Origin of the sequence: Desulforhopalus sp. (genome assembly GCA_030247675.1) — a bacterium.
GTDB lineage: Bacteria > Desulfobacterota > Desulfobulbia > Desulfobulbales > Desulfocapsaceae > Desulforhopalus_A.
In genome coordinates this window covers 163,118-182,558 of sequence record JAOTRX010000007.1, presented here as the reverse complement: position 1 = coordinate 182,558, position 19,441 = coordinate 163,118, and the positions used below count along the sequence as shown (strand labels likewise).

At 55.5% G+C, this 19,441-nt stretch carries 16 protein-coding genes; 2 read left to right on the top strand and 14 right to left on the bottom strand.

Features of this window, described 5'->3' with window-relative positions; all coding sequences use genetic code 11:
- The first annotated feature begins 2 nt into the window (after nucleotides 1-2).
- Nucleotides 3-881 carry a selenium metabolism-associated LysR family transcriptional regulator gene (locus tag OEL83_15595; protein MDK9708467.1) on the top strand — a complete coding sequence of 293 codons (879 nt, stop codon included), beginning with the start codon at nucleotides 3-5 and terminating at the stop codon, nucleotides 879-881.
- 48 nt (nucleotides 882-929) lie between these two features.
- Here OEL83_15595 and OEL83_15590 read toward each other — a convergent pair whose 3' ends face one another.
- From OEL83_15590 to leuA, 14 genes are all read right to left on the bottom strand, one after another.
- Nucleotides 930-3,500 carry a hypothetical protein gene (locus OEL83_15590; protein MDK9708466.1) on the bottom strand — a complete coding sequence of 857 codons (2,571 nt, stop codon included), beginning with the start codon at nucleotides 3,498-3,500 and terminating at the stop codon, nucleotides 930-932.
- Nucleotides 3,501-3,520: 20 nt separating this feature from the next.
- Complete coding sequence (gene gspE, locus OEL83_15585) at nucleotides 3,521-5,278, bottom strand: type II secretion system ATPase GspE (GenBank protein ID MDK9708465.1); 1,758 nt, start codon at nucleotides 5,276-5,278, stop codon at nucleotides 3,521-3,523.
- A complete protein-coding gene (gene gspD, locus OEL83_15580) occupies nucleotides 5,262-7,520 on the bottom strand; it encodes a type II secretion system secretin GspD (GenBank protein ID MDK9708464.1) in 2,259 nt (752 codons plus the stop codon). The genes gspE and gspD overlap by 17 nt, the downstream gene beginning before the upstream one ends.
- A gap of 54 nt (nucleotides 7,521-7,574) precedes the next feature.
- Nucleotides 7,575-8,279: a hypothetical protein gene (locus tag OEL83_15575; GenBank protein MDK9708463.1), complete on the bottom strand. Its 705-nt coding sequence runs from the start codon at nucleotides 8,277-8,279 to the stop codon at nucleotides 7,575-7,577.
- A 19-nt stretch (nucleotides 8,280-8,298) separates the two neighbouring features.
- Entirely contained in the window at nucleotides 8,299-9,192 is an 894-nt protein-coding gene (gene gspN / locus OEL83_15570) for a type II secretion system protein GspN (GenBank protein MDK9708462.1), read from the bottom strand.
- On the bottom strand, nucleotides 9,189-9,776 hold the full coding sequence (gspM, locus tag OEL83_15565; GenBank protein ID MDK9708461.1) for a type II secretion system protein GspM: 588 nt from the start codon (nucleotides 9,774-9,776) through the stop codon (nucleotides 9,189-9,191). The genes gspN and gspM overlap by 4 nt, the downstream gene beginning before the upstream one ends.
- A 3-nt stretch (nucleotides 9,777-9,779) precedes the next feature.
- Entirely contained in the window at nucleotides 9,780-11,195 is a 1,416-nt protein-coding gene (gene gspL, locus OEL83_15560; protein ID MDK9708460.1) for a type II secretion system protein GspL, read from the bottom strand.
- A gap of 5 nt (nucleotides 11,196-11,200) precedes the next feature.
- Nucleotides 11,201-12,286, bottom strand: coding sequence for a type II secretion system minor pseudopilin GspK (gspK, locus tag OEL83_15555; GenBank protein MDK9708459.1), 1,086 nt, complete (start codon nucleotides 12,284-12,286; stop codon nucleotides 11,201-11,203).
- Between the two features lie 10 nt (nucleotides 12,287-12,296).
- Nucleotides 12,297-13,001, bottom strand: coding sequence for a prepilin-type N-terminal cleavage/methylation domain-containing protein (locus OEL83_15550; protein ID MDK9708458.1), 705 nt, complete (start codon nucleotides 12,999-13,001; stop codon nucleotides 12,297-12,299).
- A complete protein-coding gene (locus OEL83_15545; protein ID MDK9708457.1) occupies nucleotides 12,979-13,410 on the bottom strand; it encodes a prepilin-type N-terminal cleavage/methylation domain-containing protein in 432 nt (143 codons plus the stop codon). Before OEL83_15545 ends, OEL83_15550 begins: the two co-directional genes overlap by 23 nt.
- Before the next feature lie 10 nt (nucleotides 13,411-13,420).
- Nucleotides 13,421-13,954, bottom strand: coding sequence for a prepilin-type N-terminal cleavage/methylation domain-containing protein (locus OEL83_15540; GenBank protein ID MDK9708456.1), 534 nt, complete (start codon nucleotides 13,952-13,954; stop codon nucleotides 13,421-13,423).
- A 2-nt stretch (nucleotides 13,955-13,956) separates the two neighbouring features.
- On the bottom strand, nucleotides 13,957-14,412 hold the full coding sequence (gspG, locus tag OEL83_15535; protein MDK9708455.1) for a type II secretion system major pseudopilin GspG: 456 nt from the start codon (nucleotides 14,410-14,412) through the stop codon (nucleotides 13,957-13,959).
- A 181-nt stretch (nucleotides 14,413-14,593) separates the two neighbouring features.
- Nucleotides 14,594-15,817: a type II secretion system inner membrane protein GspF gene (gene gspF, locus OEL83_15530; protein MDK9708454.1), complete on the bottom strand. Its 1,224-nt coding sequence runs from the start codon at nucleotides 15,815-15,817 to the stop codon at nucleotides 14,594-14,596.
- Nucleotides 15,818-15,928: 111 nt separating this feature from the next.
- On the bottom strand, nucleotides 15,929-17,605 hold the full coding sequence (gene leuA, locus OEL83_15525; GenBank protein MDK9708453.1) for a 2-isopropylmalate synthase: 1,677 nt from the start codon (nucleotides 17,603-17,605) through the stop codon (nucleotides 15,929-15,931).
- A gap of 450 nt (nucleotides 17,606-18,055) precedes the next feature.
- Between leuA and OEL83_15520 the strand changes: the two genes are divergently transcribed.
- Nucleotides 18,056-19,345 carry a 4Fe-4S binding protein gene (locus OEL83_15520; GenBank protein MDK9708452.1) on the top strand — a complete coding sequence of 430 codons (1,290 nt, stop codon included), beginning with the start codon at nucleotides 18,056-18,058 and terminating at the stop codon, nucleotides 19,343-19,345.
- The last annotated feature ends 96 nt before the right edge of the window (nucleotides 19,346-19,441 follow it).

Here is a 19,441-nt window from a genome sequence, read left to right as displayed (position 1 = left end):
AAATCTTCGTTGCCGTATACAAAACCAAGAGTTTTACCAAGGCCGCCGAGCAGCTGTACACCACTCAGCCGACGATCAGCGAGCATATGCAGAACCTTGAGGCCAGACTCAACTGTCGCCTCTTCGACCGGCTTGGCCGTTCGATCCTGCCCACCGCCGCGGCTGAACTTCTCTATCCGCGGGCCCTGGCTATCCTTGACGACCTCCGCCGCCTGGAAGACGACATCACCACCACCGGCAATGCCATGTCAGGCGAACTGGTCATTGGCGCCAGCACCATTCCCGGCACCTATATCATCCCGGCCGCCGCAGCAGCCTTTAAAAGCGAGTTCCCCGGCATTTCCTTTGAAATCAGGATCAACGATTCGACCAAAATAGTCGAGGCGATCGCCGGCAACGAACTCTTTATCGGGGTGGTAGGCGCCAAGATTCCCACCGCCAGGCTGCAATACCAGCAATTTACTGAGGATGAACTGATTCTTGTCAGTGCCGGCAGCAAGGTGGTTGCCGCGGAAATAACCATGGCCGAACTGTGCACCCTGCCGTTCATTGTGCGGGAAAGGGGCTCGGGGACAAGAAAATCGATCGAATCCCTCCTCGCCAAAAACCACTCCTCACTGGACCGGTTGAATATCTGCGCCACCCTTGGTTCAAGCGCAGCGGTAAAGGAGGCGGTCAAGGCCAATCTGGGGGTCTCGATACTTTCCCGGCTGGCGGTCCGCGACGAACTCCTCTGCGGCACGATTAAAGAGATCGCAGTTACCGACCTGACCATGAAAAGACACTTTTATATCGTTACCTCACCTAAACGCACCCTCCCCAACCAATATCAGGAATTTTTAAAAAGACTGCTCGGTCAGCAGGGAAGCCGATCGGATTGAAGGTAAGGGCGGTAGCCATGCGGAAAAACACATGGCTGCCACCTTTCCTTATTTTTCCCTGACCAAGACTTTTACCTCCAGCGGGGCAAAATCCAGGTGCAGCACCGAGTCGGTTGAGGCCACCCTACTGTCATCGAAATATTCCCGCCAGATCGCCCTGCCGCTCCTTTTGGCGGTAACGGCAGCGCTGGTATAGGTTGACAGGGTATTGGCGCAGAGCACCATCTGCTCGGCATCGGTCTCCTTCATGGCACAATGAACTGCCGGTTTTCCCAGCGGATCCAGTCTATTCAGCGAGGTCATGGTAAGGGCCACCGCTTGCTCCAGGTTTGCCAGCTGCAGCCAGGCAAGCATCTTTTGCAGCCGGGCAACGACCTCCTGAAATTCGCTCTTGCCGCCCTTGTCGCCGGTAATCTCGTCCCAGCTAAAGAAATATATGCCGCGACTGCCGTGGATGACCGACAAAAAGGCAAGGCAATTCATCTCGGCAAATGTCGGTAATCTCGGCCATCCGGAAGAAGCGTGCTTTACACCGCCGAAGGCCTGAATTACCGACTGCAGACGATTTTTCCCGACGTAGACCGCCGCTTCATCCATGGAGTCGGCCAGCCAGGTCATGGGCATGGACGGTACCGGATATTGATCGAGCATGAAATAATCGGCGCCGCCTGCATATGCGGGAATGCCCTGCGGCCGCACCACTGCCATGGACGTTGATTTGCCGGGGAATCGGTCGCGGAGGACCAAGGCAATATCCTGGGCCTTTGACGGCGGAAAGGAGTGGATTTCCGGTTCGTCGTTGACATAAAAACTGAAGCGGCCGGCCGCCAGCTTTTTTTCCAGGGGAGGAAGGGCGAGGAGCAGCTTCTCCGGATCGCGCGGAACGGCGAGGAGGCAATGCATGTCCTGGGCGATACAGGCATCGACGGTCTTCTCCTCCATCGGCAGGACTGTGCTGTTCAGCCCCATCTCTTTCTGGAGGCCGATGTTGTCGAGACTGCCACCATAGACCCCGATGGGGAAAAACCCGCTGTCCACATCCTTGTTCTTGTCTATCCAGCGGGGTGTATCTTCTCGTAATTGCGGGTTCTGCAGCCAGAAGGTTATGCCGGGAGAGGTGTTCTTAAAGAGAAAGGCGTTGTCCCTCGGCTCGGTTGTATCCGGGCATTGCACCGCCTGGTCGAGTTTTTGATATTGCCCCTGCAGACGATGGGTGTTCAGCCGGTAGGATTGCCCCCAGATGACTACCTCCGGATAGGCGGTATTGCTGTGGTCGTCGCGGAAGAATTCCCCGGAAAAATGATAGCTTTTGTGCGGCTCGCAGGGGGCAATGCCGGTACTCCACTGGGCCAGATGGCCAATCCCCGCGGTAAGCCCCAAGGCCCCGTTTTTTTGGGCAGTTGCCGGCTGCAGCAAGTATTTATCGCCGATGGCCGGCGAGGTTCTCCGATACCTCCAGAACTCCGGCAGACCACTACTGTCTTCGGAGGCTACACGGAACTGCGGATTGGGCAGGAGGTTGTGAAGCGGCTGAAACTGCCCAAGAGTCAGCCAATGATGCTGTTGCATGGCAGGAAGGGTATAGACCAGCATCCCTTCGGCGCCGCTCGCCCTCACCGCCTGCCCCGCCTCGGCAAATTCCTCCCTCTCAACCTGCCCGGCCTGAACGATCGGCCATACCGCCTTGCCGGTTACATCGTGAAAGTATTCACTGATATCCCGGACCCAGCCAGGGTTTTGCCCAAGCATTTGATGATAGACCATGGGCGAAAAGACATCGACGTATGGCGCCAGCTGCCGAGCATCCTGGGCCAGACCGGCAAGCACCGCCCCACCGCGTTCCCCCTGCCGCCAGGGCACGAGGAAGGCGCCAAGTTTGATCCTTCCACCGCCCTGGGATGAATCAATGAGGGCGCGCACATCCCGGACAAAGGATACGATCTGCTCCTTTTTCCACTGTCGCCATTGTTCTTCGGCTTGGATATGAATCCATTCGGCGGCCCTCCTGACCGATAAGCCTTGCGGAACAGCCACCCCTTTTTCAGTCTGAAACAGCTGCAGGCACCGAGGACAATAGCAGGTATCGGGGATGTCCGGATTGGACGACTCCCAGTGGCCGGGATAGCGGATGAAATCCAGCCATACCCCGTCGATTCCTTCCTCGGTATCGCCGAATTGCTCCAGCCAGGCGGCAAGAAGGCGCAAACGGTCGGCACGCCAGGCGGGATGGCTTGGGCATATCCCGCCGAGCCTGGGCGATATGGCTTCCCCGGAAGCTGTGACCGGCACCGAATCGGGATATTTGTCCCACCCCTCCCTGCCGCCAAAGGCGTTGAGAGTCAAGAAAACCTTGACGCCTTCCTGCTTCAGATGTGCAATTGATGGCTGGTGGGGAGCGACAAACACGCTGGTGACATGAGCATCCTTGATGCGCGGCAGAGTTGCATCGAGATTTTCAGCGGCGAGGCCGTAAATACCACGAATACCCTCCGCCCGGCTGGGAGAAATGCCGACCGAACAAAACAGGACATTGACAAGCAACAGAAAAACTCCGCTCGCCAATACACGGGCCAGCGAGGCCTTTGCCAATAAAGAATGCCACCAAGAATACCTGCTCATCAAATCACTCCTCCGGGCCCCTATGCCTGGGACACCCGGTATACCTCCTCAATCGTCGTGATCCCCTGCAGGACCTTCATTGCCCCATCGCCCGACAGGGTCACCATGCCGCTTTCTACCGCCATCTTTTTGATCTGATTGGCATCCGAGGTCCGTAAAACCAGGGCCTTCATCTCCTGGGTCATGAGCAGAAGCTCAAATATGCCGCAGCGGCCCTTGTAGCCGGTATACAGGCATTTATCGCAGCCCCTGCCGCGATACACGGGCCGCCCCTGGCAGGCGACTGGATCGAGACCAATGCTGCTGAGCATCGCCGCCGTCGGCAGATATTCCTCCTTGCAGTGCGGGCAGATGATCCGCACCAGCCGCTGGGCAAGAATGGCGCTAACCGAAGAGGCGATAAGGAAGGGCTCGATCCCCATATCCCGAAGACGGGTGATGGCCCCGGCCGAGTCGTTGGTATGAAGGGTGGAAAAAACCAGATGGCCGGTCAAGGCCGACTGGATGGCGATTTCAGCGGTCTCCATGTCGCGGATCTCACCGACGAGGATAACATCCGGATCCTGGCGGACGATCGACCGGAGACCGGAGGCAAAGGTGAGATCGATCTTGGGATTGATCTGCACCTGGCCGATGCCGTTTATCCGGTATTCGATCGGATCTTCGACGGTGATGATATTGATGTCGGTGGTATTGATCTCCGAAAGAGCGGCATAGAGGGTCGTCGTCTTGCCCGAACCGGTCGGTCCGGTGACCAGAACGATGCCGTTTGGCGCACGGATTGCCCTGGAAAATGGCAGGAGCCGGTCCTCCGGCATACCGAGGTCGGCAAGGGACAGGAGAACCGATGATTTTTTCAGGAGGCGCAGTACCACCCGCTCACCGAAGGCGGTCGGCAGAGTGGAAACCCGCACATCGATCTCCCGGTCAGCAACCTTCAGCTCGATGCGGCCGTCCTGGGGCAGGCGCTTTTCGGCAATATTCAGCTTAGCCATGATTTTTATCCTGGACACCAGGGCCGGCTGAACATGCTTCGGGGGACTGAGCATATCATAGAGAATGCCGTCCAGGCGTTGGCGGATCTTCAGATGGCCCTGGTAGGGCTCGATGTGGATATCCGAGGCGTTATCCCGTATCGCCTGGGAAAACATCAGGTTAACGAGACGAATGACCGGCGAATCGCTGGTATCGTCAAGCAGATCGCCAACTTCCTCGATCTCAGTGAACAGCCGTTGCGGGTCTTCATCGTCGATATCCTGCATGACGGCATCCGCCGAGGTCTGGGTCATATCGTAGGCGTAGTTGATCGCCTTGAGAATGCTTGCAACCGGGGCCAAAACCAGCGGCAAGGAGGGATTGCCAAGAAGCCGGCGCACATCGTCAACCGCATGAAATAACGAGGGATTATTCACCGCCAGATAACGCTCCGCACCGCTAAAGACCGGTACCAGATGATGCATTTTCAAAAAGCCGATGGGGATTCGGGCGGTAAACCCGGTATCTATCTCAACCGGCAAGGCCGCCCGCACCGGCATCTCAAACTGTTTTCCAAGGCCAGTCAACACCGCGAGTTCGTCGATATCGCCATTTTTAATGAGGATCTCGCCCAGCAGATGGGAGCTTTCCTGTTGGCTTGTCAAGGCCTGCTCAACGGCTGCCGGCGACAGCCCCCCTTCAATCAATATTTCACCAAGTTTTTTCATCGGTCTGTACGGCGCAGCCCCTGCCGGAAGCTTGTTTTCGGTGGAATAGCTCGGATTTTCACTGGGAAACCCCATTCTTTTCAAGACGTTCGATACCTTCCCGGGCTATCTCCAAAAGGCTTGCACCCCTCTTGCCGGAGTCGCTCGACGTACCGGCAACCGCCGCCGAACCCTGGGCAATGACCGCCCGGTACAGGGCGAGAGCCTGTTGCGTCTTGCCCTCTTTTTCAGAAATGACCGCCATGTTCATCAGGGCAAAGGGGTTTTGCGGGTCGATATCCAGCACCTTCTGCAACAATCCTTTTGCCTCCTCCAGCTTGCCAGCCTGCAAGTTTTCATAGGCCTCGGCCAGCAGCTGGTTGATCTGTTGCGCCTTGTCTTTTTGGGAGGCATCGGTCATCGCCCCACCCATTACCTCCTGCTTTGCGGCAGTCACTGCCGCCAACTCGCTGGGATTGCGGACTATCCGTGGCGTGATAAAGATAAACATATTGGTCTTGGCGTTGGTCGTGCTGTGGGTTTTAAACAGCCAGCCAAGGACCGGGATATCGCCAAGAACCGGGATCTTCCATTCGTTTTCTGTGGAATCATGGCCGATAATGCCGCCGATGACCACCGTATCCTTATCGTTCAAGACCACCGTGGTGTTTGCCGTTCGCTTATAGGTCGTCGGGGTGTCGGCGTTGTTTTCCTTGATCCGCACCACCTCTGTGGCAATCTCCAGACGCAGACTGCCCGCCTGGTTGATATGGGGGATGATCGACAGTTTCGTCGCCACATCCTTATATTCGTACTGGGTGTAATCCTGCTCACTGGCGGTGGTGTTGCGGCTGGTGATATATGGCACATTTTCACCAACCGAGATCTCGGCCTTTTTGTTGTCGGTGGTAAGGATCTGCGGGGTGGAAATGATATTGATGTCAGTATCCGTCTTATAGGCGCGAAGGATGGCAGCGATATTTGGGAAGGTGACATTGCCGATCCTGATTCCCTGCTTCAACACCCCTAAGGAAAAGCCTGCCGGCAACTTCGGCTCCTCGCTGTTGATCCCGCCGAGCATATCATAGCCTGCCTCTCCGGCAAATCCGCCGACCAGAGCCCCGGTATCGGCGGAGAAGGTCCCACCCGCCGCCCACTGCACCCCGACATCGAAGGATTTGTCGGCGTCGACTTCAAGGATAAGGGCCTCCAGATACACCATGCGCCTCGGGATATCGAGTTTTTTGATGACATCTTCGAGTACCGCGTATTCATCTTTAGCGGCGGTGATAACCAGGGAGTTGGTTTCCTCGTCGGCGAGGATCCGCACATCTTTGGAGATGGCCGCGGCCTTGGTCTTGCCCGGATCGTCACCCCCCTGCTTTTCCGGCAGGGTGCCGAGCACCTTCGCCAGTTCAACCGCGGTGGCATTCTGTAAATAATACACATGGATATTGCCTTCCGGCCGGGCGACCTCTTTATCAAGGGTGGCGATAAGGCTGCGAATCCGCGCCATATCCCTGGCACTCGCCATAACGATCAGGCCGTTCACCCGGTCATAGGGGACCACCTTGATGGTGCCGGTGGCAAGGCCCTCTTCTCCGGCCTTTTTCTGCATCCCATCCCGCTGGTAGATGGTGGTAAAGATCTTGCCAAGCGCCTCGGCCGAACCGTTTTTCAAAGGGATTACCGCGACCTCATCCTCCCGCGACTGGATGTCCAGGGCCTCGATTATGCCCAGCAGCTTTTGGATATTTGACAGGGTCTCGGTGATAATCAACATCCCCGATGGTCCGTGGGAGATGATAACGGAGCTTTGCGAAACGAGGGGGGTGAGGATTTTCTTCAAGTCCTCGGGAGAACTGTGTTTCAGCGGTACCAGCTGGGTCACTACCTTGTCGCCGGGGCTGGACGACAAACCGGCTTGCAGCATCTCAACATTCTGCGATCGTGCCCTTGCCGAGGGCAGAATCTTGGTAATTGACCCGGTCTCCACCGCGGTAAAACCGTGCACCTCAAGAACCGATTCGAATACCTTATAGGCCTCCTGGACCGAGATCCTGGTGGGCGAAATGATCGTCACGTTGCCCTGCACAGCCTTGTCGACAACGAAGTTTTTGCCGCTTATCTCACTTATATATTTAATAAAGATGTGGATATCGACGTTATCGAAGTCAATAACTATCGACCTGCCCTTGGCTGTGTCCTGGTTTCTGTCCTTTTCCAGGACACTTGCCGAAAGCGGCCGGGGAAGATCCTCGGCAAAGGGAGTGTTGGTTCCCCCAAGGCCAAGGCCAATGGTGATCATGCCGATGAAAATTCCTTGCAACCTGCTCATATCTTCACTGCCCTTCCGCTCTATTAAACGTCAGAAATATCTGAAAATGTGTTATCAATCTTTTTCCGAAGGCCGTTGCGGCCTGATAATTACCGGACGAATGATTCTTTTGCCGGATTGACCGGTCACCACAGTCCCCTCGGAGTGGGGTTGTTTTTGTAAATCGACGACTTGCCCCTCATCCCCGGCAGGATTTTCTACCGCCACCTCACCCTCATTGAGACCTTGCGACTTGGAAGGCAGCACGGCAGCCTTGGCCGCATTTGCTATCGATCGCAGTTTTGCCGCCTCGCTAATATCAAGTACCTCGTCGCGGCCATTGGCGGTCAAAATGACCTTACCGCGCCGGATCTCTCTAACGGACTTTCCCTGGAGCGTATCACCCTGCCGGTAGATCTGCTGCTTGCCGGTCTTTTGGTCGAGGATGATCGCCCGGTCGCCACCCTCGTGGTCACCTATTGTGCCCATGAGAACAATTCCAAGACCGCTTGCCGCAAGGGTATCAGGGGCCTCAGTAGCAAGCCCGCCAGCGCCATTTCCGGGTATGGCCCCAAAGAGGTTGCGGGCAAGGATAATCCGGTGATCGTGTTTTTTGCCAGTCCCTGCCTGGCCCGCCATGTTTGCCGCACCGGCTCTGGCCGGGACATTTGCCGGCTGCGCTGTCGCCCTTGCCATGAGATATTCGAGCCCCCTATAGCCGCCTTCGACAATGCCGATGCAGCACAGGGTTATGACAAGGAGTGTAACTATCGCGTGCATTCGAGTCGCCATGGCCAAGTCAGTTACCGAGCCTGAATATGGGGGTATCCAGGGTACCGCCAACCCTGAAAGGCAGAGCCGTCATGTTATAACGTTTCATGACTGCCTGCAGCATCTTCTCTTCCTGGGGATGGGCCTGCAAAAATGCCGCTTGCGCAACAAGCCGGCCGCCCATCTGCAATTCGCTCTGGGAAGACCTTTTTGCCAAAATTATCTCTCCGAAAAAATCTCCTGCCAGATCGGAACCTTTTAGTACACCATCCTTGACTGTCAGCCTGTTTTTTTCATAGCTGATATTTCCGCTCAGATGGGAAAAATCGATCTGACTCAGCGACAGCACCGGTTGCAGTAGTGCCACGGTCCCCGCCGCCATCTCCACCCGCCCCTCACCGATGCCCCCGGTGAAATCGGCAACAGCGGCCTGATATCTGCCGCTAACACTGAGTGTCCCGTTGATTTTCCGATCAACAGGACCGAGATCCTTTTGCAGGGCCGCCGCATTGAGATCTCTAAGGCGGATATCGTTCATGACGATTTTCCCCGAAAACAAATCACCCGCGGCCAGACGGGCGGACATCTGCCCGCCATACAAGTCTCCAGCAAGGGTTATTGCCTCAGGGGACCTTAACGAATCCAGAGAAATCGCCAGGCGGTCAACAGTCAGGCCCGAGGCTCGGGATTCGGTGACACTCCGTACATGTATCCCCGTGAAAATCATGGTGAAGGGCATGCGGTACTCAATTCGATCAATGGTACAGGCAGTGTCGGACACCAAGCCGCCAAGGCGATTTTCACAGTACTGTTTAAATTTGTCGGCCGGAAACCGCGCAAACAGCAACAGAACGAACAGCACCAGGCCATAAGCCAGGTATCCGGCAATACGCCATACAGAATGGGTGGACACCTTGTTCATGACGCTTTCAGAAAGGTGACGATTTGCAGAACCGCATCCAGATAGCCCTGGCCGTTGCCGTTTTCCTGGATGGAAATCCGCCTGATAAAGACCACATCCTTTTCCGATTCAACAAGGAGAAGGAAATTGACCAGGGCCTCCAAGGTGATTTGCTGCAATTTCAGTTCGGCGCCGGTTTCCGGAAGTGCCTGGCCGGCTTCTCCCGATGAAGTTGACGGCTTAATATAGCTGATCTGCTTTTTGACCCTGGCCTTTTCCGCCTGCCTGTCAATAAAGGTAAAGAGAGCAAAGCCCGGTTCACGTGCAGCAATCCTGGCCTTCACATCGCCCTCTGCCTTTCTGAGAGTTCGGTATTCCTGCTGCAGTTCGGTAATTTTTACCAGCTCCTGTTTTTTGCGTTCAACAGCCTGCTGGAGATTAGCCCTGGCCTCAAAAAAAGGCGCCACAACCAGCTGAAAGGCAAGAAAACAGAGGATAAAACCCAGTCCGGCAAAAAGCACCCACCTTTCCCGGACCGAGAGACTATCGATACCGGAGATCTTCCTGATCTTCATCAGATCAATTTTATTAAACGAATCAAACATGGGCTATTTCCCGGCCAGTACCAGTTTCAATTCAAAACTCACCGCATCGCCCTGCGGGTTCTGACTTGCCGAACTGATGATCGCCTCTTTAAAAATCGGTGATTTCTTCAGCTCCTTCTGAACAACATCAACCGTATTGAAATCGCCGGTAACCGCTTTCACCTGCAGGGTCTCGGCATCGGCCACCAGCCGAACCACCTTTACCTTGCTGGCAATGGGGATACGGGCGGAAATCTCAGCCAGCAAGTCGACCACTGATAATCTCTCCGTGGAAATTCCCCCCGGTCGAAATGTTGCTTTGATCTCGTTGATGGCCACCTGCAGCTGCTGAACGGGATGCACTATCCGCGTCGCCGCCGGTACTGTCCTGGTGAACACCTCGGCTATCTGCTGTTTCAAGACCTCCTGTTGACGAGCAAGGGCCCGGTAATCCTGACGGTAGTAAATGCCGATAGCAATAAGGACAAGGAGAACAGGAACCCCGAACACCAGAAGTCGGCGCCGGTAATCGCCAAAGGTTTTTCCCCTGCGAAACTCTCCCTTACAGAAGTTAAAACCGTTTTTAGTATCCGGAAAAAGACCAGCGGCAGCTGCTCGCGCCTGACGTTCCGGGCGGCAGGTCCCGGGGGTCGGGTAATTTCTCTGCGACAGGGCATGGCGGTCCGCCGGATAATTTTTCACCACAAAATCGCCAAGAACCGGCAAATACGGAAGAATACCATTGTGATACACCACACATCCGGGCCGGCGCAATTCGGGCATGCGGCAACCTAGCAGGGTCTGCTTGATGAAAAGGTTAAGTTCCGCATCGGTAGCATCTTGCCCGCCTTCTCTCCTTTCTCTGCTATGGGATCTGATGGCCGCCAACCGGCCTTGCCGCACCAGAAAAAGTGTTGCCCAGGAGCGGTCTATATCGAGAAACACAAAACTCTCCTCGCCTGAACCAAGTAGATTGGCAACAAGCCCCAGGCCGCTGACCCCGATGCTGTCAGGCTCAAGCCCGGCCGCCCGCAAAACGGCCAGGCGCTCGGCGAGACCAGCCCGGTCAAGCATCGCCGCGACAATTTCCGCCCCCTGCGCCCCGGTTTTCGCCACCATATAGTCGAAAACCAGATCGTCGATTTCTGCCAGGGTCTGCTCGGCCAGTTCCATGGGGAGGATCTGGTCGATCTTCTTTTTATCGGTAAAGGGTAGGGAGAGGTTGCGAAAAGAAAACAGCTCGGCGCCAAGGGTTATGGAGCATTTCCCCGGTATATTGCCCAGTTGCAGTTTCACCTGGTCCATGGCCGCGGTGAAGGATTGCCGGACGGTATCGGCCTCGACACAGCCAAGGATCCGAGCAATTCCAGCCCTGTGTTCTATGGCGACGGCGACAACCATCTCCTCATGGATATCAAGACAAAGCAATGCTTCTCCCATACAGCCTAATCAACATTCTTCGATAACAGCTTCAATCTTCCTCCACTGACCCGTTCAACGACGATGGTCATCTTTTTTTCGCTTGCATCAAGACGCCCGGCGCCGGTCACCTGAAAGAAAACACTCTGCGTCGTCAGCATCTTGTCATATAGCATACTATCACTTGGCCAGCCGCCGATATTTTTATACCACTGGGGATCTCCGAGGTTTTCGGCATGTTTGGGATCACGGCGATAGGCATCGAGGTGATCAAGCACTTCTTCGCCGATGAGCGGGTCAAGACTTTTGATCAAAAGCCGTGGGGCGGTATTGATATTGATCTTGCCATCGTCGCCAAAAACCGTCAGATAGTCGGCCAGGGCCTTGGTCGTGCCGGTGCCGAACAGCAGTTGCGGGGTCATGCCTCTCACCAGCAGCAGTTCCTCAATATATTCGACTGGGCCGTTTTTACAGCTGTACGGAGGATTTAGCGACCGGTAATAGCTATTCTCGGCGCCATGGTCGGATTCCCGCTCATCGGTATCGAGCCAATCAACCAGGGCATCGACGATTTGCCGTGCCTGCGTTTCATCGGCAACAGCAAAGGCGCCGGACTGGAGGAGCCGCAGCAAGATGGCCTGGGATCCGTTCTGGGCATTCCTGCCCTGACCGGCAGTCTTGGTGCCCTTGCCGCCCTTGGTCGCCGCCAGGGAGTTGACCTGGAGCCGCCCGGACAAATCGATAATCTCCAGGTGCATGGCCCCAGTGGGAAAGAGACCATGAAAATCATCTTCCCAGACGCTTGCCCAGGGATCAAGAAAGGAATCCACGGTAGCAGCCGTTCCATCATACCGGAGAAGGGCGCAACCGATCTGTACCGCGGACCCGGCAATGGTTTTGAGTTGGGTGGCCACCTTCCGGGTATGCGATGCCGAATACTTTTGCCATATAGTCTTGTGATACTGAATGGTTATAACAACCATCAGGGCCAAGACCATGATGGTGATGAGCAGGGCCATGCCGCGCTGATTCCGCCACGGGTCCCGCAGACTCCATCGCGGTGCATCGGTGCCGAGTCGCCCCGTTTTTTCGTTGCTCCTTATACCTGTCATCGGTGCCCGCTCACCGCAGATCCTGCTGCGCTATATTGACGATGGTCTTGAATATCTGCATCTTTTTTTCGGCAGCCTTTTTCGGGAAGAACAGCTCCACCCCGACCCTGGCCGGAAGCACCGCTGTCTCCTGACCCTGGTCGACGTCATTTCCGCCTTTTTGCCAATGGGATGTATGGCTCCCGCCTTCATCTTGATAGACGAAACGGACCTCTTTCAAGCCGCTTGCCAACAGATGCTTTCGGCTTGGGCCCTCGCCCAGCTTGACCCCGGGCAAGACCTCCGTCTCGGTGCGGTACAGCTGCAGCAGGCCAGTCCGGTCATCCGGCTCGGCGGTATAGATGATCAGCAAACGGCCCTGCGGCAGGTCGGATTTGCCCAGGATAATCCGGGCACTGGAGAGAAAGGCAATGCTGTCACTCCTCGCCCCGCTGACAGAGTGCTCTTCGCCGCGTAAATAGCTATTCTTGCCGAGGACCAAAGAGTCCAGGTCGTCACTGAGGCGGGAAAGGATAAATCCACCCCGATCGGCAAGCATCACCTCGTGCTCGGAGCCGTGGACGACGGCAAAGGTGGCCCTATAGGCGCCATATACCGAGGCCATCACCAAGGAGAAGATGAATACGGCAATGAGCACTTCCACCAGGGTAAAGCCTTGGTGGTGCCTTGTTGCGGCGGGGGGATTCCCGACACTATTGCTGTTTACGCGGCACATAGGCGGTGAGGGTGTAGAAGAATTTCGTGTCGTTCTGGGAAACCGTCAGCTTGACACGCTGCAACCTGCCCCTCAGAATTGCGGCAGGTTTTCTTTCGGGAAATTGTGCATCCTCGACGAGGATGTGCCAGGTATATCCGGGGTAATCATCACCAAAATCGCCGTTCTCGCCGGCCATGGAAATTTCCCCGTCCTCCGCTTCGGCGAGTTTTGCCGATGCTAATAGCGGCGCGATATTATTAAACTTTGCCTCCATTGCCCGGGACAGACTTGACGATTGTAGGCCAAAGAGGCTCACCAGACCAATGGCGATGAGGGCCATGGCGATCAGCACCTCAAGAAGGGTAAATCCCCCCATTCTCGTAGAGGCTTGGAAAGCAGGCCAGAGAAGATTCTTGCCGTTTTGCATGCCCATGACCTTAAGGGACGGCTGTTTCGGCCGGATCGGACACCTGAACAGCATCGACCAGGGGGAAAAATTGCAAATGCAGGGCATTGCCCTGGGTATCTGCCAGACGGATGGTGGTGTGATGCATGAAGCCCTGGCGGGTAATCCACACCGCCACCTGTTTCTCGGCGGAGAGGTCATGGCCAGCGGTCACTATTTCCTCAATGCGCACGCCATGGGGAAGCTGCAGGTTTGTCGCCTGGGCGCGATTGTCCTCCGGCGGTTTGGGATCCTGCTCAAACCACAGCCGATTCTGCAAGGGGCTGATATACAGGAAGAAGGGTTGGCCGCTGCGGAGCGCCAATTCGCGCAGGCCATTGACCAAACCGATGGTCTTGCGCGCCGCCTTTTTCAAGGGATCGCTCATAAAGACATCGCGCAATGCCGGGACGCTGACAGCTGCCATAAGACCGATCAAGGCACACACCACCAGCAGCTCGATGAGGGTAAACCCCTTCCCGTTCCAAGGGTTCCAGGGGATGCGGCGGGCATTTTCTCCAGTCAAGGCTATTCAATTTCCCAGTTATTGATATCCTTGGCGGAATTGTCACCGCCCGGCTCGCCATCGGCGCCAAGGGAGCTGAGATCAAAATCGCCTTTCACTCCCGGTGCCAGGTAAATAAAGGCATGCCCCCAGGGATCGGCCGGGACCTTGTTTCGCTCCAGGTAGCCACCTTTGCGCCACTTGGCCGGAAGCTTGCCGGAGGTGGGCGCTTCCACCAGGGCCTGCAGTCCCTGATCGGTGGAGGGATAAACATCGTTGTCGTTTTTATACATCTTTAAGGCGGTTTCCAGGGCCTGGATCTGAATAACGGCCTTGGTTCTCTTGGCTTCCTCCGGATGGCCCATGATCTTCGGCCCGATATACCCGGCAAGGATAGTAATGATAACCAGGACAACAAGGAGCTCGATCAGGGTAAAACCACCCTCCTTACAACGAGTTACGGGTGCTGAACCTGACACTGGCAAATGATTCATGACAAAATGCCTTCAGTTGAAATTGGGAAAAGCCGGAAGATAGCCACGCCGGCAACTGTGTGCAGCATAGCCGAGATTTCTACGCTTTGCGACAGCAACTTGCAACATGGACGGTACGCCGAAGGTCCCTGCTGCCGTGGTAGCCTGGCATGACTATATCGAGGATTTACCTGATCAATTGATTCATTTCAAAGATCGGCAGAAGGATGGACAAAACAATACAGCCAACCGCCGTACCCATAAGGGTGATCATGATCGGTTCCAGCAGCGAGGTCATGGCCACGATCGCCGTTTCCACCTCCCTTTCGTAGGCAACGGCAACCTTCTTCAGCATCTTCTCAAGGCTGCCGCTTTGCTCTCCCACGGCCACCATCTGCACGAGGGTTGGTGGGAACCAGGGCGAGGCTGATAAGGCCCCGGTCATGCTCTGGCCCTTTTCGATCTGTTCCATCGCAACATCGATAACCTCAGCCACCTGGACGTTATTAACCAGGGCGCGAACGATCTGCATGGAGGTCAGCAGCCCCACCCCACTCTCCAGAAGACTGCCGAGGGTCGCGGCAAATCTGGCCAGGATGATCTTGTGAATCACCGGGCCAATAATTGGGCAACGCAGCTGCACAGTATTCCATAATCTCAGCCCACGAGCAGTATTGGCATAGTGCCTGGCGACAAAAACGGTACTACCGATAATCGCCACAAGGCCCCACCAATAATCCTTTAGGGCAGTGCTGAGCGACAACAGAATGAGGGTCGGCGTCGGCAGGACCCGATCCATCTCATTGAATACCTGGATAATATTCGGCACGATATAGGTGAGGAGAAAAAACAGGATGGCCGTGCCGATGACCGCCATAAATGCCGGATAAACCAGGGCCGCCCGCAACCTTCCTTTCAGCATCTCCTGTTTCTCCCGAAAGTCGGCAAGCCGTTCAAGCACGACATCAAGGGAGCCGGAGGCCTCTCCGGCGCGTACCATATTGACAAAAATCGGTGGGAAATAGCGAGGATGGGCAGCAAGAGCCGCTGTCAGGGTATTGCCCGCATTCACTCCGGCGCGAATCTCGGCTACCACTTTTTTCAGGACAGGATTGCGTGCCTGCTCGACCATTGATCCAAGGGCCTGCACCAAAGGAATGCCCGCCCCGACGAGTGTCGCCAGCTGTCTGGTCATCGAGCTGATCTCTTGCGAACTTACTCGTTCAAACAAGCCGAGCCCTGGCCGGAGATTCCTGGCCCCTGACGCCCTTTCTCTGCTTTCCTCTATTGCAACCGGATAGTTACCCTGAGACCGAAGACGCGTTCTTGCCTGGGCGCTATTGTCCGCGTCGATGATGCCTTTGATCTTCTTGCCCGCTTTATCGAGGGCCTGGAATTCATATACCGGCATGGGAAAGTCGAACAAAAGTTAATAGTTCATCAGCCAGGGATTCGGGCGCTGAATGTGCCAACAGTGCCCAAATCCACGTCATACCACATCCCCGGACCAGAAAGAGCGCCATTACTGCCGATTGAGACTGCTCAGAACCGCCTTGATAGAAGCGATAATGATGTCGGTATCGACACCTGCCCCCCAACTTACCGTGCCATTTGGTTTTTCTATCTCAATATATGCCGCGGCCTTGGCGCTCGACCCACCATCCAGGGCATGCTCGTCATAACTGCAGAGTTTGAATTCGCCGGTTATTCCTTCCTTCATTGCCGTGCAGAAGGCGTCGAGCGGACCATTCCCCGAGGCGGCAACGGTCACCTCCTTGCCGTTGATCAGGAGGGTTGCCTCAACATCGGCGTAGGATGCCTGGTCATCGGCGCTGACATGCCGTTTAATAACGTTAAACGCCCTGAGTTCGTAGGGGGTTCGCGCGGTGAGATACTCTTTTTCAAAGGCCTTGTAGATCTCGCCATGCGCCAATTCGCGTCCTTCTTTGTCGGTAACGACCTGGATGATCTTGCCAAACTCGGGATGCATGGCCTTGGGCATGCGGAAACCGAATTCTTTTTCCATAATGTAGGCAACCCCGCCCTTTCCGGACTGGCTGTTGATCCGGATAATGGATTCGTAGGTCCGCCCAACATCGGAAGGATCAATCGGCAGATAGGGCACCTCCCAGAGGCCGGTTCCGGAGGCCTCATAGGCATGCATCCCTTTGTTGATTGCATCCTGATGAGAACCGGAAAAAGCGGTGTACACCAGTTCCCCGGCATACGGATGACGGGGATGCACCGGCAGGTCGCAAACACGCTCGTAGACTTCAACCAGCCGGTTAATATCATGAATATTAAGCTCGGGATCGACCCCCTGGGAGAACATATTCAGGGCAAGCGTCACGATATCGACATTGCCGGTCCTCTCGCCGTTACCGAACAAGGTGCCCTCGACACGCTCACCACCGGCAAGCAGCGCCAGCTCGGTGGCAGCGACCGCACAGCCCCGATCGTTGTGGGCATGGAGACTGATAATCGCCGACTCGCGACCGGCCATATGCGAGCAAAACCACTCAATCTGGTCGGCATAGATGTTGGGCGTGGCCATCTCCACCGTTGCTGGCAGATTAATGATGATTTTGTTGTTGGCGGTGGGCTGGAGGACTTCCATCACCGCCTCACAGATCTCCAGGGCAAACTCCAGTTCAGTCCCGGTGAAACTCTCGGGAGAGTATTCATAGCGGAAGGTGGTTTCCGGATATTTGCGTTCTTCTTCTTTCAGCAACCTTGCGCCCTGCACGGCGAGGGTTATGATCTCCTTGCGGCTCATCTTAAATACCGTCTTGCGTTGCAGGGTTGAGGTGGAATTATACAAGTGAACGATAGCCTTCTTGGCGCCCTCCACCGAGGCGTAGGTCTTGGCAATCAAATGATCTCTCGCCTGGGTCAAGACCTGGATCCAGGTGTTTTCCGGGATCAGTTTTCCCTCGATGAGCACCCTGGTAAAGTCATACTCCACCTGGGATGCAGAGGGAAAACCGATCTCTATCTCGGTAAAGCCCAGTTCGGTGAGCAGATGAAACATTTCCATCTTTCTGCCAAGGCTCATTGGCTGGATCAAGGCCTGATTGCCATCGCGCAGATCAACGCTACACCAGGTGGGGGCCTTGACGATGGTCTTGTTCGGCCATTTCCTGTCGACCAGGTTAACCTGCGGATATGGTCGGTATTTTTTCACTAATTCGGGTTTCATCTTTTCTCCTTGGGCATAAAATTCAATACCTGAAACAAAAAAGGCCACGGTTTTTCAACCGTGGCCTTTTTTGCTAACAGAGTGTATTACGACAAACTACAACCCCTCCGTATCAGCCACGGGATCAGGCAGCGGATAACCTAGAAGAAGTGCTAGAGGCGAGTTTGCAGTGACCATGTTCTTCAGACTCAATAAATTGATTGTAAAAAGTGTGAGGACATAAGGTACACATCATGATCAGTTATTGTCAAGCTGGTTTTCTTGGCGGGTACAAAAACTCACCGAGCGGCAGCGAGAACTCTTCAAGATACCAATAGCAATGGGCAAATGGTTACTTGGCGGATGTTTCCCCTATGCAACATCCGGCCGTATTCACCGCTCGGGGCGCAGATTTCCGGCAAATTGATTTAGATCAATGATCCGACAACATCTTTCAGATACAACACAACCATGCTGACAACAATACTTACCCTTCCGAGCATCCTTTTTCTCGCAGCTCACGCCTACCGGGTGGGAAGTCCCGGCGGTGCGATATTCTGGCTGATCGCGGCTCTATTGGCGGTTGCGCCGCTGTCATGGAAAAGTCTCGCCCTGGCAGGTCTCTTAGCTTTCGGTTCCTGGCTATGGGGTGACATCACCTTGAGCCTTATCCAGCAGCGCATGGCCCTCGGCCTGCCATGGCTACGTTTAGCGGCAATACTTGGGCTCGTCAGCCTCGTCTGTCTGAGCGCTGCCCTGATGAATGTCTTGCGAGCTCGCCGTACTGGCCAAACCGACGATCTGGTCCAGGGACTGGCCTTCCTCCTTACCCTTGCCGGCCTTGCCATCGCCAAACACAAGACATCTCTCGACATCATTCTTCTTGACCGTTTTTTCCCAAGCGGAGGCTGGATTATGATCATCCTGCTGGGCATCTATGCCGCCTGGATCACCGGCAAGATGCTCCAGCCGGAAATTTCCGGGAAATGGCGGCGAATGATCTGGACAATCTTCTCGGCGGTGTTCTTCCTCCAGCTTTTCCTCGGGCTAATCGGTTTCAGCAGGTTTTTGATGACCGGCAGTCTCCATCTGCCGATACCGGCCCTCATTGCCGCTGGCCCTCTGTACCGTGGCGAGGGATTTTTTATGATCATCCTCTTTGCGGTGACCCTCGTTTTAGTTGGCCCGGCCTGGTGCAGCCATCTTTGCTATATCGGCGCCTGGGACAACCTGGCGGCAACCAACAAAAAACGACCAGGCTCTCTCCCCGATTGGACAAAGCACGCGAGGTGGCTGCTCTGCCTTGCGGTCCTTGGCACAGCAACGATTCTCGGTAAAAGCGGTCAGCCGCCAACGCTTGCCATTGCCCTCGCCGCAGCCTTTGGCCTGGGCGGCCTTGCCGTCATGCTCACCTGGTCGAGGCGCAGCGGAATCATGACCCACTGTACCACCTATTGTCCCATGGGCCTCCTGGCCAATATCTTCGGCAAAATCAATCCTTGGCGCATTCGTATCGGCCAGAAATGCTGCAAATGCGGACTCTGCACCCGGGTCTGCCGCTATGGCGCCCTTTCCCCCGGGCATATTGCAAGCGGCAAGGCAGGAATGAACTGTTCTTTGTGCGGTGACTGCATCTCCGGCTGCCCGCACGGCCAGCTGCAGTACCAATTTCCAGGACTTGGCCCTGAAGCTGCGCGCACGGGCTTTATTGCCATCATTGTCGCCCTGCATGCCGTCTTTCTCGGGGTGGCGCGGCTCTAAGGCAGCATTGCCCCAGACAAAGAGGCCCGGACAATCGGTTTCAGAATCGCACTCCTTGCAAGATCGGCGTCGCAACAGGAACCCCCTGGCGATATC

Excerpts from the sequence above, each read along its gene's own strand:
- gspN (MDK9708462.1), bottom strand. The coding sequence starts at position 9,192 with ATGAACAAGGTGTCCACCCATTCTGTATGGCGTATTGCCGGATACCTG.
- gspD (MDK9708464.1), bottom strand. The coding sequence starts at position 7,520 with ATGAGCAGGTTGCAAGGAATTTTCATCGGCATGATCACCATTGGCCTT.
- gspL (MDK9708460.1), bottom strand. The coding sequence starts at position 11,195 with ATGGGAGAAGCATTGCTTTGTCTTGATATCCATGAGGAGATGGTTGTC.
- OEL83_15590 (MDK9708466.1), bottom strand. The coding sequence starts at position 3,500 with ATGAGCAGGTATTCTTGGTGGCATTCTTTATTGGCAAAGGCCTCGCTG.
- OEL83_15520 (MDK9708452.1), top strand. The coding sequence starts at position 18,056 with ATGCTGACAACAATACTTACCCTTCCGAGCATCCTTTTTCTCGCAGCT.
- gspE (MDK9708465.1), bottom strand. The coding sequence starts at position 5,278 with ATGGGGTTTCCCAGTGAAAATCCGAGCTATTCCACCGAAAACAAGCTT.
- gspM (MDK9708461.1), bottom strand. The coding sequence starts at position 9,776 with ATGTTTGATTCGTTTAATAAAATTGATCTGATGAAGATCAGGAAGATC.
- gspK (MDK9708459.1), bottom strand. The coding sequence starts at position 12,286 with ATGACAGGTATAAGGAGCAACGAAAAAACGGGGCGACTCGGCACCGAT.
- gspF (MDK9708454.1), bottom strand. The coding sequence starts at position 15,817 with ATGCCGGTATATGAATTCCAGGCCCTCGATAAAGCGGGCAAGAAGATC.
- leuA (MDK9708453.1), bottom strand. The coding sequence starts at position 17,605 with ATGAAACCCGAATTAGTGAAAAAATACCGACCATATCCGCAGGTTAAC.
- OEL83_15545 (MDK9708457.1), bottom strand. The coding sequence starts at position 13,410 with ATGCAAAACGGCAAGAATCTTCTCTGGCCTGCTTTCCAAGCCTCTACG.
- OEL83_15575 (MDK9708463.1), bottom strand. The coding sequence starts at position 8,279 with ATGCACGCGATAGTTACACTCCTTGTCATAACCCTGTGCTGCATCGGC.
- OEL83_15550 (MDK9708458.1), bottom strand. The coding sequence starts at position 13,001 with ATGTGCCGCGTAAACAGCAATAGTGTCGGGAATCCCCCCGCCGCAACA.